General features: G+C 59.7%; 15 protein-coding genes and 1 pseudogene. 4 read left to right on the top strand and 12 right to left on the bottom strand.

What is annotated here, in order from left to right:
- Positions 1 to 3: 3 nt before the first annotated feature.
- Positions 4 to 624: a hypothetical protein gene (locus tag ACM6G4_RS13660; protein ID WP_056721020.1), complete on the bottom strand. Its 621-nt coding sequence runs from the start codon at positions 622 to 624 to the stop codon at positions 4 to 6.
- 93 nt (positions 625 to 717) lie between these two features.
- On the opposite strand from ACM6G4_RS13660, the gene ACM6G4_RS13655 reads away from it, so the two are divergent.
- The gene (locus tag ACM6G4_RS13655) at positions 718 to 1,500 is read left to right on the top strand and encodes a class I SAM-dependent methyltransferase (RefSeq protein ID WP_056721019.1); all 783 of its coding nucleotides are present in this window, start codon (positions 718 to 720) and stop codon (positions 1,498 to 1,500) included.
- A gap of 131 nt (positions 1,501 to 1,631) precedes the next feature.
- Here the strand turns inward: ACM6G4_RS13655 and ACM6G4_RS13650 are convergent, their stop codons facing one another.
- Complete coding sequence (locus tag ACM6G4_RS13650; RefSeq protein ID WP_056721017.1) at positions 1,632 to 2,270, bottom strand: TetR/AcrR family transcriptional regulator; 639 nt, start codon at positions 2,268 to 2,270, stop codon at positions 1,632 to 1,634.
- Positions 2,271 to 2,363: 93 nt separating this feature from the next.
- Here ACM6G4_RS13650 and ACM6G4_RS13645 point away from each other — a divergent pair, with 93 nt between their 5' ends.
- Together ACM6G4_RS13645 and ACM6G4_RS13640 are read left to right on the top strand one after the other, a co-directional pair.
- Complete coding sequence (locus ACM6G4_RS13645; protein ID WP_056721015.1) at positions 2,364 to 3,464, top strand: efflux RND transporter periplasmic adaptor subunit; 1,101 nt, start codon at positions 2,364 to 2,366, stop codon at positions 3,462 to 3,464.
- Positions 3,465 to 3,470: 6 nt separating this feature from the next.
- A complete protein-coding gene (locus ACM6G4_RS13640) occupies positions 3,471 to 6,536 on the top strand; it encodes an efflux RND transporter permease subunit (protein ID WP_414913880.1) in 3,066 nt (1,021 codons plus the stop codon).
- A 126-nt stretch (positions 6,537 to 6,662) separates the two neighbouring features.
- Here the strand turns inward: ACM6G4_RS13640 and ACM6G4_RS13635 are convergent, their stop codons facing one another.
- The 7 genes and pseudogenes from ACM6G4_RS13635 to plsB form a co-directional block, all read right to left on the bottom strand.
- Positions 6,663 to 7,013 (bottom strand): YbaY family lipoprotein, encoded by a 351-nt coding sequence (locus ACM6G4_RS13635; protein WP_414913879.1) that lies wholly within the window; start codon positions 7,011 to 7,013, stop codon positions 6,663 to 6,665.
- 270 nt (positions 7,014 to 7,283) lie between these two features.
- Positions 7,284 to 7,424 (bottom strand): annotated as a pseudogene (locus ACM6G4_RS13630) (DUF4197 family protein); the annotation flags it as partial.
- Between the two features lie 49 nt (positions 7,425 to 7,473).
- The gene (locus tag ACM6G4_RS13625) at positions 7,474 to 8,115 is read right to left on the bottom strand and encodes a hypothetical protein (protein ID WP_056721008.1); all 642 of its coding nucleotides are present in this window, start codon (positions 8,113 to 8,115) and stop codon (positions 7,474 to 7,476) included.
- Positions 8,116 to 8,352: 237 nt separating this feature from the next.
- Positions 8,353 to 9,042 carry a DUF4197 domain-containing protein gene (locus tag ACM6G4_RS13620; protein ID WP_414913878.1) on the bottom strand — a complete coding sequence of 230 codons (690 nt, stop codon included), beginning with the start codon at positions 9,040 to 9,042 and terminating at the stop codon, positions 8,353 to 8,355.
- Between the two features lie 27 nt (positions 9,043 to 9,069).
- Positions 9,070 to 9,468, bottom strand: coding sequence for a YbaY family lipoprotein (locus tag ACM6G4_RS13615; protein WP_414913877.1), 399 nt, complete (start codon positions 9,466 to 9,468; stop codon positions 9,070 to 9,072).
- 99 nt (positions 9,469 to 9,567) lie between these two features.
- Positions 9,568 to 9,909 (bottom strand): YbaY family lipoprotein, encoded by a 342-nt coding sequence (locus tag ACM6G4_RS13610; protein ID WP_414913876.1) that lies wholly within the window; start codon positions 9,907 to 9,909, stop codon positions 9,568 to 9,570.
- Between the two features lie 169 nt (positions 9,910 to 10,078).
- Positions 10,079 to 12,571, bottom strand: coding sequence for a glycerol-3-phosphate 1-O-acyltransferase PlsB (gene plsB, locus ACM6G4_RS13605; protein WP_414913875.1), 2,493 nt, complete (start codon positions 12,569 to 12,571; stop codon positions 10,079 to 10,081).
- A gap of 236 nt (positions 12,572 to 12,807) precedes the next feature.
- On the opposite strand from plsB, the gene ACM6G4_RS13600 reads away from it, so the two are divergent.
- Positions 12,808 to 13,017, top strand: coding sequence for a cold shock domain-containing protein (locus ACM6G4_RS13600; RefSeq protein WP_414913874.1), 210 nt, complete (start codon positions 12,808 to 12,810; stop codon positions 13,015 to 13,017).
- Between the two features lie 92 nt (positions 13,018 to 13,109).
- Here the strand turns inward: ACM6G4_RS13600 and ACM6G4_RS13595 are convergent, their stop codons facing one another.
- The 3 genes from ACM6G4_RS13595 to dapE form a co-directional block, all read right to left on the bottom strand.
- A complete protein-coding gene (locus ACM6G4_RS13595; protein WP_056721000.1) occupies positions 13,110 to 13,487 on the bottom strand; it encodes a hypothetical protein in 378 nt (125 codons plus the stop codon).
- Between the two features lie 83 nt (positions 13,488 to 13,570).
- The gene (locus tag ACM6G4_RS13590; protein ID WP_414913873.1) at positions 13,571 to 14,380 is read right to left on the bottom strand and encodes a putative RNA methyltransferase; all 810 of its coding nucleotides are present in this window, start codon (positions 14,378 to 14,380) and stop codon (positions 13,571 to 13,573) included.
- Entirely contained in the window at positions 14,380 to 15,531 is a 1,152-nt protein-coding gene (gene dapE, locus ACM6G4_RS13585) for a succinyl-diaminopimelate desuccinylase (protein WP_414913872.1), read from the bottom strand. Before dapE ends, ACM6G4_RS13590 begins: the two co-directional genes overlap by 1 nt.
- Positions 15,532 to 15,630 lie beyond the last annotated feature (99 nt).

Below are 15,630 nucleotides of genomic sequence, written 5' to 3'. Positions count from 1 at the left end.
GGATCAGGCGGCGATGCGCAGGTTCTGCAGGATGATCGGGCGCGCCCAGCCATTGTCGAAATCGAATTGTTTCTGTTGTTCCACCAGCTCTTGCGGCGAGAACGGCGGGAACGGCTTGTCGAGCAGATCGAGTTCGAATTCGGCAATCGGCAGGTGCAGCGGACGCGGTTGCGGGGCAGGGCCACCTTCTGGCAGCGGTTGACCGGCGTTCAATACGATCGGGCGAACCCAGCCGCTTTCGAAGTCCTGCTGTTTTTGCTGGGCGACGATTTCGTCCGCCGGGAACGGTGGGGATGGCTTGTCGGCCAGGTCCATCTCGAATTCGGCGATCGGCAGGAACAGCGGCTCGGGCGGGCGGATTACGTTGTCCTTCACGTCGCATTCGCGCTGGGACACGATGTGGGCCAGCAGGTCGCTGCCGATCGTGGGTTCAACCGGGCTTTCGAGATCGACCGGTGGAAAGTTCAGCGATTGCGGCAGCACTTCACCCGACTGTTCTGCCAGCGCCCGGGCAAAGAAATCCTGCCAGATGTGGCTGACGCCGCTCAGTGCCTGGGTGTTTCGCAGGTTGTAGTCGCCGTAGGGCGAGATAAAACCTGTGATTGTGGGTTGAATGTCTGACATTTCTCTCGGTCGACGCTCAGCTCTGGCAAAATGCTCGATAGTTTTGTTATCGGCCGTTTTTGCCGATCATTAATTTTTTGAGCGTGTTTTCCGATGATTGATCAACCTGCGGCCTGCCGCATCCATGTCCAGGCCCTCGACGCGGCTTTCGAGCCACAAGCCGAACAATGGGCTGAGCGCCTGGGCTTGCCAATGCAAGTGGCAGACGGCGAGTTTGCCTTGCAGGTGGGTGACATGGGCTTGCAGTTGCAACAACTGGGGCCGGATGCGCCGGGGCCGGTGCGGGTGGACTTCGTCGAGGGCGGTGCGGCCCATCGCCGGCTGTACGGCGGCGGCAGCGGGCAGATGATCGCCAAGGCCGTCGGCGTCGCCCAAGGCGTGCGCCCGCGGGTGCTGGATGCCACGGCAGGGCTGGGCAAGGACGCGTTCGTGCTGGCCAGCCTCGGTTGCGAGATGAGCCTGATCGAGCGTCAGCCGCTGATCGGTGCCTTGCTCGAAGACGGCCTGGCCCGTGGCGCGGAAGATTTCGACGTGGCGCCGATCGTGGCGCGCATGCGCTTGCTCAAGGGCAATTCGATCGAGGTCATGCGCAACTGGGAAGGCGAACCACCGCAGGTGATCTACCTCGACCCGATGTTCCCGCACCGTGAGAAAACCGCGCTGGTGAAGAAGGAAATGCGCCTGTTTCGGCCATTGGTGGGCGATGACCCGGATGCGCCGGCATTGCTCGAAGCCGCGTTGGCCCTGGCCAGCCACCGGGTGGTGGTCAAGCGCCCGCGCAAGGCGCCGTGCATCGATGGGCCGAAGCCGAGTCATGCGCTCGATGGCAAGTCCAGTCGGTATGACATTTATCCGAAAAAGGCGCTCAAGCCGTAAGACCGAGTCGCCCCCTTCGCGAGCAAGCCCGCTCCCACATTTGATCGCATACTGTCTGACGGAACCGGGTCACTTGTGGGAGCGGGCTTGCTCGCGAATACGCCCGCCCAATCACCATAAACTCACCAGGCTCACTCAGGCCGATAAGCCCGCATAAACAATCCCACCACTTCCTGCACATGACTCTCGGCGGCCTCGTCGTCCAATGGTTCGCCACAGCCGAAGAGCAGCCGGAAATTCGCTGCGCCCTTGAGCAGGCAGAAGAAGTGTTCTGCTGCATTGTGCGGTTTGTCGATGCTCAATGCGCCGCTTTCGTTGACCTTGCTCAACAAGCGTTCCATACCGTGCAGCATGCGCTGAGGCCCGGCCTCGAAGAAGATCAGTGAGAGTTTTGGGTCCTGACTGCCCAAGGCCATGATCAAACGGTGCAGGTTCAGCGATTCGTCACTGTTGATCAGTTGATGAAATCCGCGTGCGATGTTCAGCAGCACGGTTTCCACGGCCACGCCTTCCGGCAGTTCGAAGAACAGCGTCGGCAACTGTTCCTCGCACTTGGCCATCACGGCGGCGGAGAACAGCGTCTCCTTGTCGTTGAAGTGGCTATAGACCGTCAGCTTCGACACACCGGCCTCGGCCGCGACGGCATCCATGCTGGTATTGGCATAACCCTTACTCAGAAACAGCGCTTTGGCCGCATCGAGAATCGCCTGGCGCTTGACCAGATCCTTGGGTCTGCCTGGTCCATTGGGTGCTGAAAGATTGTTTGGCATATTCGTTTTTATTACTGGACTGGTGAGTTTGCTATTAATAACATACTGCTCAGTATAATTATTCAAAGCACCATTAGCGAAAGGTCCTTCACCATGTTCCGCTATGCCTTGCCCCTCGCGTTGCCAGTCACCCTGGCTTTTTTATTGTCTGCGTGCGGTCACGAAGAGGCACCGCAGGTCAGCGTGCGCCCGGCCATGGTGGTCCAGCCAGAGCCTTCGGCGCAGGCCATGGAAAGCTATCCCGGTGAAGTTCGCGCACGGTATGAGCCGGACCTGGCGTTCCGTATCGGCGGCAAAGTCAGCCGACGACTGGTCGATGAGGGGCAGCGGGTCAAGGCCGATCAACCCTTGGCGGAGCTCGACCCCCAGGACGTGCGCCTGCAACTGGAGGCCACCCGGGCTCAGGTCGCCGCCGCCGAAGCCAATCTGAACCTGGTGCGTTCCGAGCGTGATCGCTACAAGACCCTGATGGAGCGCCAACTGGTCAGCCGCTCGCAATACGACAACGCCGAAAACCTCTACCGCTCCGGTGAGGCACGTCTCAAGCAAATCAAAGCCGAATTCAACGTTTCCAATAACCAGGCCAGCTACGCCGTGTTGCGTGCGCCGCAGGACGGTGTCGTGGCCAAGCGCCTGGTGGAGGTCGGGCAAGTCGTGGCTGCGGGGCAAACGGTGTTCACCCTCGCAACTGATGGTGAGCGTGAAGTCTTGATCAGCCTGCCGGAGCAGAACTTCGGCCGTTTCAAGGTCGGTGAGCCGGTGTCGGTGGAGCTCTGGACCCAGCCCGATCAGCGATTCGAAGGGCGTATCCGTGAATTGTCGCCGTCGGCTGATCCAAAATCGCGCACCTTCGCGGCCCGCATTGCCTTCAGTTCCGGCAAGGTTCCTGTCGAACTGGGCCAGAGCGCCCGAGTGTTCGTGCAGGCCGTCGACGTGGTTCCGCTGTCCGTTCCGCTGTCTGCGCTGACAGCGGAAAACGGCGTGACCTATGTCTGGGTCGTCAGTGCCAACAACACCTTGAAGAAAACCCCGGTGCGAATCGGTGCCTTCGGCGAGAAAACCGTACCGGTGCTTGAAGGGCTCAACGCCAGCGACTGGGTGGTGGCCGCCGGTGTCCATGTGCTTCTCGAAGGGCAGCAGGTGCGCCCGGTGGATCGCTCCAATCGCGTGGTCAATCTGGCGGACAAGGAGTAAGCCCCGATGCGCTTCAACGTTTCCGAATGGGCGCTGCGTAATCGCCAGATCGTCCTGTTCCTGATGCTGTTGCTGGCCATCGTCGGCGCACTTTCCTACACCAAGCTCGGCCAGAGCGAGGACCCGCCGTTCACCTTCAAGGCCATGGTGATTCGCACCAACTGGCCGGGAGCGACCGCCGAAGAAGTCTCGCGCCAGGTCACCGAACGTATCGAAAAGAAGCTGATGGAAACCGGCGAATACGAACGCATCATGTCGTTCTCCCGCCCCGGCGAGTCCCAGGTGACCTTCATCGCGCGCGACTCCATGCACTCGGTGGAGATCCCGGAACTCTGGTATCAGGTGCGCAAGAAGATCAACGACATCCGCCATACCTTGCCACCGGGGATTCAGGGGCCGTTCTTCAACGATGAATTCGGCACCACGTTCGGCAATATCTACGCCCTGACCGGTGAGGGTTTCGACTACGCCGTGCTCAAGGATTACGCCGACCGCATCCAGATCCAGCTGCAACGGGTCAAGGATGTGGGCAAGGTCGAACTGCTGGGCTTACAGGACGAGAAAGTCTGGATCGAACTCTCCAACGTCAAGCTCGCCACCCTCGGCTTGCCGCTGGCGGCCGTCCAGCAAGCCCTTGAAGAACAGAACGCGGTGTCCACGGCGGGGTTCTTCGAAACCAGCAGCGAGCGCCTGCAGCTAAGGGTGACGGGGAATTTCCAGACGGTCGACGAGATCAAGAACTTCCCGATCCGTGTCGGTGATCGCACTTTCCGCATCTCCGACGTGGCCGACGTGCGCCGTGGTTTCAACGATCCACCGGCGCCGCGCATGCGCTTCATGGCGCAAGACGCCATCGGCCTGGCGGTGGCAATGAAGGACGGCGGTGACATCCTGGTACTGGGCAAGGCGTTGGAAGTCGAGTTTGCCCGCGTCCAGAAAAACCTCCCGGCCGGCATGGAGCTGCGTAAAGTTTCCGACCAACCGGCGGCGGTGAAAACCGGTGTTGGCGAGTTCGTGCAAGTGCTGGTCGAGGCGCTGGCCATTGTGTTGCTGGTGAGCTTCTTCTCCCTCGGCGTGCGCACCGGCATGGTGGTGGCCCTGGCGATTCCGCTGGTGCTGGCGATGACGTTCGCGAGCATGTATTACCTTGGCATCGGCCTGCACAAGATCTCCCTCGGCGCGCTGGTACTGGCCCTGGGTTTGTTGGTGGACGACGCGATCATCGCCGTGGAAATGATGGCGATCAAAATGGAGCAGGGCTTCGACCGGGTCAAAGCGGCGAGTTATGCCTGGACCAGCACCGCGTTCCCGATGCTCACCGGTACGCTGATCACCGCGGCCGGCTTCCTGCCGATTGCCACGGCGCAATCGGGCACTGGCGAATACACCCGCTCGATCTTCGAGGTGGTCACCATCGCGCTGTTGGCGTCGTGGGTGGTCGCAGTGGTGTTCGTGCCGTACCTGGGGGAAAAACTCCTGCCGGACCTGGCGAAGATTCACGCCGCCAAACACGGTGCCGGTCAGCCCGATCCGTATGCCACGCCGTTCTATCAGCGCGTCCGGCGTCTGGTGGAGTGGTGCGTGCGCTGGCGCAAAACCGTGATTCTGGTGACCGTGCTGTTGTTCGTTGCCTCTATCGTGCTGTTCCGCTTTGTGCCGCAGCAGTTCTTCCCGGCATCGGGTCGCCTGGAGTTGATGGTCGACCTGAAACTGGCCGAAGGCGCTTCGCTGAGCAACACCGCCGACGAGGTCAAGCGCCTCGAAGCGCTGCTCAAGGACAAGACCGGGATCGACAATTATGTGGCCTACGTCGGCACCGGTTCGCCGCGTTTCTATCTGCCGCTGGATCAGCAACTGCCGGCGGCGAGCTTCGCCCAGTTTGTCGTCCTGGCGAAAACCATCGAAGAACGGGAAACCCTGCGCAGCTGGTTGATCGCAACCCTCAACGAGCAATTCCCGGCTCTGCGTTCGCGGGTCACGCGCCTGGAAAACGGTCCGCCGGTTGGCTATCCGGTGCAGTTTCGCGTGACCGGGGAGCACATCGAGGAAGTGCGGGCGCTGGCGCGCAAAGTCGCGGCCAAGGTTCGCGAGAACCCCCATGTGGTCAACGTCCACCTGGATTGGGAAGAACCGAGCAAGGTGGTGTACCTGAACATTGATCAGGACCGCGCGCGGGCGCTGGGCGTGAGCACGGCGAACCTGTCGAGGTTCCTGCAAAGCTCCCTGACCGGTTCCAGCGTCAGCCAGTACCGTGAAGACAACGAGTTGATCGAGATCCTGTTGCGCGGCACCTTGCATGAGCGCACCGAACTGTCATTGCTGCCGAGCCTGGCGGTGCCGACCGATAACGGTCGCAGTGTCGCGCTGTCGCAGATCGCGACCCTGGAATACGGCTTCGAGGAGGGCATCATCTGGCACCGCAACCGCCTGCCCAACGTGACCGTTCGCGCCGACATCTATGGCAAAGAACAACCGGCGACGCTGGTGCAGCAGATCATGCCGACCCTCGATCCGATCCGCGCTGAATTGCCCGATGGCTACTTGCTGGATGTCGGCGGTACGGTAGAGGACTCGGCGCGCGGACAGAACTCGGTGAAGGCCGGGGTGCCGCTGTTCATCGTGGTGGTGTTGACCTTGCTGATGCTGCAGCTGCGAAGTTTTTCGCGCACGGCGATGGTGTTCCTGACGGCGCCGCTGGGGTTGATCGGGGTGACGCTGTTTTTGTTGGTGTTCCGTCAGCCGTTCGGTTTCGTGGCCATGCTGGGGACTATCGCGTTGTCGGGGATGATCATGCGTAACTCGGTGATTCTGGTGGATCAGATCGAGCAGGATATCGCGGCGGGGCTCAAGCCTTGGGAGGCGATCATCGAGGCGACGGTGCGGCGGTTCCGGCCGATTGTGCTGACGGCGCTGGCGGCGGTATTGGCGATGATTCCGTTGTCGCGCAGTGTGTTTTTCGGGCCGATGGCAGTGGCGATCATGGGGGGGTTGATTGTGGCCACGGCGTTGACTTTGTTGTTTTTGCCTGCCCTTTATGCCGCCTGGTTTCGGGTTCGCAAAGAGTCGGTTTGAGGGTTTGATCTTGGCGGCCTTCGGGCCGACCAGGTTCATGGTTTTTTGTTGGTTGAGAGGGTAATACGGTTGTCGTTGGCACCCGGGGACAGGCGGCGCCAACGACAACTTCAGCAAAACTGCCGGTTATGCGCCTGGCGAAACACTAACGATGCTCACCACCACATCTTTGACCCACATCATATCCGCGCTCAAATCCACTGGTACAGGTTTCGTGGAGGTGAAGACCACTTGGTCTTCATAGAGGATGTTTGCACTGATGGAGTAGGTGTTCCCGTACTGCAGTTTTGCAAGGTCGTAACTCAATGTGTATTCCATGATGTCGTTATTCACATTGGAATAGATCTCTGTAGCCAGCGTTTTCAGAGCATTTGACTGAGTGGTATCCACTAAGCTGACATGGAGGGACGAGCCAGGTCGAAGGTCAACTTTTTCGAAATAAACCACGTTGCCGGTAACTTCTTTTTCCCTATTCATTTTGATTTCCCTTTCAAAGAATCGTCGGTATTGACGAGTGCTAACCATAGAGTCGACACCACGAATTTTATGTAGGGCAATTCCTGCAATCTGTGACGAAGAGTGTGTCTGATATAGCAGAAACGTTCTCACTTCTACTAAGTCCTCGAGGGGCGGTCACGGTCCGCGGTAATAGAAAACAACGGAAGACGAAAAAGCCCGCTGACCTTCACAGATTCAGGGGGCTTCTTTGGTGTTGCGGACAGATAATAATTACAAGGTTCCAAACACCTATTTCGCCAAACTGGTTGCCGCAGCCGCCGGGTTCTGGCGGATGGTTTCTTCCTGTTTGCCGATCATCTCGAACAAGCCATTCAACGCCTGCTCGGTGACGTAGTTTTCGACGTTGGCATTCGTCGTATCCACTACGCCTGTGGCATGAAATAAGTGGATCTTGCGTCAAGTGTCGATCCGCAGGCTTTCAGGTAGAGGCACCGAAATCTGCAAGATGAACAACATCATTAGGCTTCAGTATCAGTTTCGCTGGATGAAGCCCCAGCGACAGTCGGCGCTGGCCATAGGTCTCAAATGAGCCGACCAGCGTGTAAAGTCGGCCCGGTTTGATCATGGACGGGTCATATTTCAGATAGAAATTAGGCTCCCCGGTCAAGCCGACCCCTTCACACACGAGGGTCTCGTCGTTCTCATCGCTAACGGGTTCAATCAGCTTTACATACAGTTTCGAGTCGGCAGGGTAACCGATTCTCGGCATCCAGGTCTTTTCCACGGCGATGTAGCCCACGGGGCTCAAATAAATGTCTGCGTCGTGATCCCCTCCTGCCCAGTGGAATTCTCGCTCTATATCCAGCAAGAGCGCGGTGTTCTGGTGGGAAATTTTTACGTTGATGACATAGCGACTTCCGACGGCATTCAGGTTTGAATCGACACTGACACCGAAATTGATGGGACGTGCCGAGGGTAGTGTGTTACTGCCCCATATGCCGTGAAGGATCGGCACAGTTCTGTTGGTAATGTTTTGTACTCTGATATTGATGTCGCAGCCTTCCGGTACTTCGTAGTCCGGAGGAAAGTGCAGGAGCGCGTTGATTCTATGTTGCGTCATAATGATTTCCTTATCCGTTGGTTCGTCGAAATGACGAGCGCTGAGCGTATCCCCAAAGCAATCAAGCCTTGCGTAGGAAAAACTCTCTGTGAGAAGGCGAATCGCAGACGGATTTGATCAGAAACGTCCTTGTTTCCGGGAAAGGTGAAGGTCAGTTGCGCTCGACAAACCCCGCCTCATCTTCACTGCTATGCAGCGCACCAGTTCAGGCTTGCTACCACAGCGGTTTCTCGGGGCTTAGAGCGTGCCAAACACCTTCTTCGCCAAACTGGTTGCCGCAGCCGCCGGGTTCTGGCGGATGGTTTCTTCCTGTTTGCCGATCATCTCGAACAAGCCATTCAACGCCTGCTCGGTGACGTAGTTTTCGACGTTGGCATTCTTCGCATCCACAACGCCCATTGTCGCTGCTTGCCCGGCGAACGAGTTGTACTGCTGGGCCAGGCCAACCTTGTCGGTGGCTTGCTTGACGATGGGCAGGAACTTGGTGCGGATTTGTTCGCGGCTGGTTTTGCTCAGGTATTGGGTGGCTGAATCGTTGCCGCCGCTGAGGATGCCCTTGGCGTCTTCCACGGTCATTTTCTTCACGGCATCCACAAGGATCGGCTGGGCCTGGATCACGGCGCTTTCCGCCGCTTTGTTCATGCTGGCTTCCAGTTCGTCGACCTGGTCACCCATGCCGAACTGTTTCATCTTGCTCGCGACTTTGCCCAGCTTGCCCGGCAGTTCGATTTTTACGTCGGGGTTGTTGCTGAAGCCACCCGGGGTGCCGAGTTGTTTGACGGCCAGTTGCGCACCTTGGGTCAGTGCGTCCTTTAGCCCGCCGGTGGCGTCTTTCTGTGACAGGTCGGTGAGGGACAGCGCCAGGGCGTTGGCACAGATCATCAAGCCAGCGCACAGGCCGGCGAAGCGAAGGGTAGGGCGGAGCATGGCAGCTTCCTTGTTCAAAAAAGAGAATTAGCGAACGGCGTCGACGCGGATTTTCAGCGGTTGCGGGTCCTTGCCATCAAGCTGCACGGCATGGTTTTCGGTGGTGATGAACATCAGCTTGCCGTCGACTTCGATGTGCGCGCTGACCGAGTAGCGATGACCTGGTTTGACCTGTGCCGGATCGTAACTCAGATGAAACGGTAGTGGCACCTGGCCTTTGACCTGACCTTTCTGTTCGTCGAGGACAATGGCCGGTGCGTCGGCCAGGGACACGTCCTGCAAGCTCACGCTCAGCGTGGCGGTGGGCGGCAGGGCGCTGCGTTGCAGGTAAAAGATTTCGCCGTCGAGGCTGGCTTTCGGGGCAGATTGCATGGATTGGCAGGCGCCGAGCAAAACCGTAAGCCCGAGGAGAGAGAGCGTTTTCATGAAGCGGATCCTTGTCATTGGCACCCGAAGTAGACCGGCGCCAATGACAATTTAACGGATTTTACCGGGGATATCGCCCAACTTGCCTCGGGAGTGTTCTCAGACGCGGTTGACCAGCACTTCCTGCCCCTTCACATAATCGACACCCAATTCCACCCGGTGCTGTTGAGTGGTGGTGAAGATCAGACGGTCTTCGTGGGAGATGCTCGCGTTGATTGCATAGGTATGGCCGGGCAGGACATCGGCAAGCTTGTACGTCAGGTTGAAGTTCAGCCCGACATTTTCTGCATTGGGAGTGATCTGTACGGCCAGTTCCTTGGCGGCGACATCTTGCAGGCTGACATCCAGCAGGCGGACATGAAGAGTCGAGTTAAGTGGCAGCCCAATCTTTTCGAGATAATTTACTTTGCCATCAATGGTCTTTACGGGTTCGTCGCCCATATTGATTTCCTTATCGATTGATCGTCGGTATTGACGAGCGCCCAGCATAGGCTCGAGGCAGCGACTTCTGTGTAGGGTAATTCCTGCAAGCAGGGCGAAGAGGGCGCGGCATGAGTCAGAAGCGTCCTTGCTTTCAGCCATAAAACCCACGCACGGTGATCCGGGTGATTCAGGCTGGCGTTACCAACTCCGCCGCATCTTCACTGCGATGCAACGCCACCTGCCGAATCGACAAACGAATCTCCGCCGGCAACACCCGTTTGGCCGCGCCTTCGGCCAGTTCACCGAGCAGTTCGTGATAGCTCAGTTTGCCTGCCTCATCGCGCTTGAGCACGTCGAGGTCGAGCATGGTCTGGATGAAGTGGCGGAACAGGCTCTTGTCGAAGAACTCCGGGGCGTTCAGGCCATGCAGGATCGACAGGCGCTGGGCCATGACCGTGCACAGGTCTTCCAGTTCTTCGGCGCTGATGCTGTTCTGGCCGCTGTTGAGCAGCAGGGACACGGTCATGTAGAAGCGTTGCAAGGTCTGGGCGATGCTTTTCGACAGCAGCGTCAGCAGCACGAAATGCCGCGAGCTTGGCGCCGGGCGCAGGTACAGGTCATTCTCGAAGCGCAGCAGGCCTTGTTCGACGAAGGCCGCCAGCCATTGATCGATTACGGTATCCAGTTCGTCCAGCGACCAGCGAATGAACAACTCCGCTTGCAGGTAGGGATACAGCGCGCGGGTGTAGCGCAGGATCTGTTCACGGCTCATGCGCGAAGCGCTCTGGAAAAAGCTCGCCAGTAGCGCAGGCAGGGCGAAGATGTGCAAAACGTTGTTGCGGTAGTAGGTCATCAGGACGGCGTTCTGCTCGTCCAGATAGAGAATCTTGCCCAGGGCATCGCTCTGCTCGGACAGCAGGTCCATGTCCTTCACATGCTCGATCAGCGCCCGGCCATCGCCTTCCGGCAAGGTGGTGTGCGGCGAGTACGGGACCTTGCGCAGCAGCGCCAGGTACAGGTCCAGCACTCGCGCCATGGCCCGGTCATCCAGCGCCAGCCGGGTGGTCGACAGCAGCGCCAGTGCCACCAGATTGACCGGGTTGATCGCCGCCGCTTCGTTCAAGTGCCGGGCGACTTTTTCGCCGAGGCGGTTGGTGGTTTCGTTGAGCCAGGCGGGTCTGAACTGCGGGCCGAGCTCCTGTTGGCGCCAGTCCGGCTGTTCGCCGTCGAGGAATTCCGCCAGCTTGATCGGCTCGCCGAAGTTCACCGCCACCTGGCCGAAGCGCTGCTTGAGCGCACCAATCACTTTGAAGATATCGAAGATCGACTCTTTCTTCTTGGCCGCACCGCGCAACTCGCCAAGATAGGTTCGACCTTCCAGTACGCGCTCGTAGCCGATGTACACCGGCACGAAGACGATGGGCATGCGCGACGAACGCAGGAAGCTGCGCAGCGTGATCGCCAGCATCCCGGTCTTCGGTTGCAGCATGCGCCCGGTGCGCGAACGGCCGCCCTCGACGAAGTACTCCACCGGGAAGCCCTTGGTGAACAGAGTGTGCAGGTATTCGTTGAACACCGAGGTGTACAGCGGGTTGCCCTTGAACGTGCGGCGCATGAAAAACGCGCCGCCGCGACGCAGCAGGCCGCCGATCACCGGCATGTTCAGGTTGATGCCGGCGGCAATGTGCGGCGGGGTCAGGCCGTTGCGAAACAGCAGATAGGACAGCAGCAGATAGTCGATGTGGCTGCGGTGGCACGGCACATAGATCACTTCGTGACCCGGGGCGACCTTCTGCACACCTTCGATGTGATTGACCTTGATGCCGTCGTAGATCTTGTTCCAGAACCAGCTCAGCACCACTTCCATAAAACGGATCGCCGTGTAGGTGTAGTCCGAGGCGATTTCGTTGCCGTAGCGCAGCGCCTGGGCTTTGGCTTTCTCAGGCGAGATGTTCTCGCGCTCGGCTTCGTCGAGGATCGCTTGTTTGACCTGTGGCTGGTTCAGCAGGCCTTTGACCAGGTTGCGGCGGTGGGAAATGTCCGGGCCGATCACCGCGGCCTTCAGGTTGCGAAAGTGCACCCGCAGGATGCGCTGGACCATGCGCACGGTGCGCTCGTGGCCCTTGTCGTGCTCGATCAGTTCGCGCAGGTGAATCGGCGCGGAGAATTGCACGCGGGTCTTGCGTCCCAGCACGATGACGCTCAGCAAGCGACGCAGGCGCCCGGTAACGGCCCAGCTGTCGGCGAACAGGAGTTTCCAAGGGCTGTTTTCGCTGTCTGGCGACTGGCCCCAGAACACACTGACCGGAATGATCTGCGCATCTTCTGCGGCGTTCTGGCTCAGGGCGCTGACCAGGCGGGTCAGTGTCGGCGGCGCGCCGCGCTTGTCCTGACGGCCGAGCCAGTCGGGGTCCGGTGTCAGGTAGAAGAACGCGGCAGGTTCCAGCAGGTTGCCCACCGATACCGGCAATACCGGACGTGGCAGGCCGGCCTTGCTGCATTCGGTGTCGACCACGGCGAGGTCGGTCAGCGAAGGGTTTTGCAGGACGTAGAACACCGGACGACTGCGGTCGAGGTTGAGGGTGAACGACGACTGGTTGATCGTCTCGGAGCGAACCCAGAGGTACAACAGTCGGCGCAGGGTGCCAAACACAAGACGGCGGAACGGGGAGCGGGTCATACGGCTTCTGCGTGAGTGAATAAAACCAAGCGTTTGCTCGGGAGGGCGATAGTGTGCCGGATTCGCTTAAAATCGGCAAAAAAGCGGCGAAGTAAACTCCTGTTGAGAGTTTTAACGTCTGTCATATACTCGACGCTCTGTCGCCGTTGCCCTCATGGGACCGGTATGCGCAGGCTGACGTTCCCGAGGCTTTCCTGCGAAAAGCCCGATCAATAATAAAAAGGGAGTATGAACAAATGGCAATACGCGAAACCGGCAATGTGAAGTGGTTCAACGACGCCAAGGGCTACGGCTTCATTCAGCGCGAGGACGGGGTGGACGTGTTCGTGCACTACCGCGCGATTCGCGGTGAAGGCCACCGTTCGCTGACCGAAGGCCAGCAGGTTGAATACGCGGTGGTGGAAGGGCAGAAGGGGTTGCAGGCTGAGGATGTGGTGGGGTTGTAACTTTCAAGATCAAAAGATCGCAGCCTGCGGCAGCTCCTACAGGTGTACACATAACCTTGTAGGAGCTGCCGCAGGCTGCGATCTTTTTGCTTTTATGCGGTTTTCCAGGTGATTTCTTCTTCACCATCGACACTGATGCGAATCCAGCGGTCCGCTGTCTCTTCACCTTCTTCCTCGACCCAGGTGCCCGGTGCGCAACGCACTTCCACGTTCAGCGCGGCAAACGCAGCGCGAGCGCAGGCGATGTCGTCGTCCCACGGGGTCTGGTCGCTTTCCAGGTACAGGCTGTTCCACTTGCCGACGGCTTTTGGCAGCCAGGTCACTGGCACGTTGCCAGCCGTGCACTTGTAGGTCTGGCCCTTCTGGACCCAATCGGTGCACGGGCCCAATGCCGCACCCAGCCAGGCGGAAATGGCCTTGTGGTCGACGTCGGCGTCTTTCAGGTAAATCTCGATATCGGGTTGGCGCATGGATGTCCTCACTGCGGGTCTGAAAAATCCATTCGCGGATTTAGCCGGTCTTGAGCATTTGCCCGAGACCAAAAGATAGAAAGTTATTGAAGAACGAAATAATCGTAGCGCATCGACACGGTGACCTCGAACGGCTCGGCCTGTTCGATAACGGCAGCACGACGCTCGGCACTGGCGCGCCAGCCGTGGGGCGTCATGGCCAGCAGGTTGGCGCGGTCCTGACTGCTGACCAGCGTCAGCTTGAACGTCAGCGTCTCGCTGTGCGCCAATGCCATGCCTTCCGGCACCAGGTCCAGGTGCTTGTCGTCAATGTACTCGCGCACTTCGTCGTACAGCCGCTCACGCAGTTCCATCAGGTGGCCGCTGGTTGGCCCGACTTTCATCAGGCCGCCGCCAACACTGAGCAGGCGCTTGGCTTCTTCCCAGTCCAGCGGGCTGAAGACACTGGCCAGGAACTGGCAACTGCCGGAAGCCAGCGGCACCCGCGCCATGCTGGCGATCAACCAGGTCAGCTTCGGGTTGCGTTTGCAGGCGCGTTTGACCGCTTCCCGGGAGATGTCCAGGGCATAACCTTCGGCATATGGCAGTGCCTCGGCGATTTGCGCGGTGTAGTAACCCTCGCCACAACCGATGTCCAGCCAGTGCTGCGGTGCATAACCAGCAGCCAGTTCCGCCAGACGCTTGGCCACCGGGGCGTAGTGCCCGGCGTTCAGGAAGTCGCGGCGGGCTTCGACCATCGCCTGGTTATCCCCAGGGTCGCGGCTGTTTTTGTGCTGCACCGGCAACAGGTTCAAGTAACCCTGGCGAGCGCGGTCGAAACGATGCCCGGCGGGGCAGGCCACGCCGTTGTCCACCGCATTGAGCGGCTCACTGCAGATCGGGCACGCAAGCATCAGGCGAGCAACTTGATCAGGGTCTGGTAGTAGATCTCGGTCAGCACGTCGAGATCGGCGGCCAGTACGCGCTCGTTGACCTGGTGGATGGTCGCGTTGACCGGGCCCAGTTCAACCACTTGGGTGCCCATGGTCGCGATGAAGCGGCCATCGGAGGTACCACCGCTGGTGGACGCCTTGGTTTCACGACCGGTGATGTCCTTGATGCTCGCCGACACCGCGTCGAGCAGCGCGCCCGGTTCGGTGAGGAACGGCAGGCCAGACAGCGCCCAGTCGATGTGCCAGTCCAGGCCATGCTTGTCGAGGATGTCGGCGACGCGCTTTTGCAGGCCTTCGACTGTCGACTCGGTAGAAAAGCGGAAGTTGAACACCGCCACCAGGTCACCCGGGATCACGTTGGTCGCGCCGGTACCGGCGTTGACGTTGGAGATCTGGAAACTGGTTGGCGGGAAGAAGTCGTTGCCGTGGTCCCAATGCTCGGCAGCCAGTTCCGCCAGGGCCGGGGCTGCGAGGTGGATCGGGTTCTTCGCCAGGTGCGGGTAGGCCACGTGGCCCTGCACACCGCGCACGGTCAGCTTGGCGCCGAGGGAGCCGCGACGGCCGTTCTTGACCACGTCACCCACCAGGGTGGTGCTCGACGGTTCGCCGACGATGCACCAGTCCAGGCGTTCCTTGCGCGCGGCCAGGCGCTCAACAACGGCCTTGGTGCCGTGGTGCGCCGGGCCTTCTTCGTCGCTGGTGATCAGGAAGGCGACTTTGCCCTTGTGATTCGGGTAGTCGGTGACAAAGCGCTCGGAGGCGACGGTCATGGCGGCGAGGCTGCCTTTCATGTCGGCGGCGCCACGGCCACAGAGCATGCCGTGTTCGTCGATCAGCGCGTTGAACGGCTCGATCTGCCAGGCCGCCACCGGGCCGGTCGGGACCACGTCGGTGTGGCCGGCGAAGCACAGCACCGGACCGTCGTCCTGGCCGTGGGTGGCCCAGAAGTTATCCACATCTTCGATGCGCATCGGTTCCAGGGTGAAACCGGCATCGCCCAGGCGCTGCATCATCTGCTTCTGGCAATCGGCGTCGATCGGCGTCACGGACGGACGGCGGATCAGGTCGATGGCGAGTTGGAGGGTCGGCGAAAGGTCGGCGTGGGCCGTCATGGAAAACTCCGGAAATCATTAGATATGGGCTTTGGCTTTTAATATGGGGGCGGCGGTTCGACGCTTCGACTTGCTCGCGAATGCGGTGTGTCAGTCAAC

Origin of the sequence: Pseudomonas sp. IT-P258 (assembly GCF_949767825.1) — a bacterium.
In the GTDB taxonomy this organism is placed as follows: domain Bacteria; phylum Pseudomonadota; class Gammaproteobacteria; order Pseudomonadales; family Pseudomonadaceae; genus Aquipseudomonas; species Aquipseudomonas monachiensis.
Note: the sequence above shows the minus strand (reverse complement) of the source record. Positions and strands in the feature narration are given on the sequence as shown.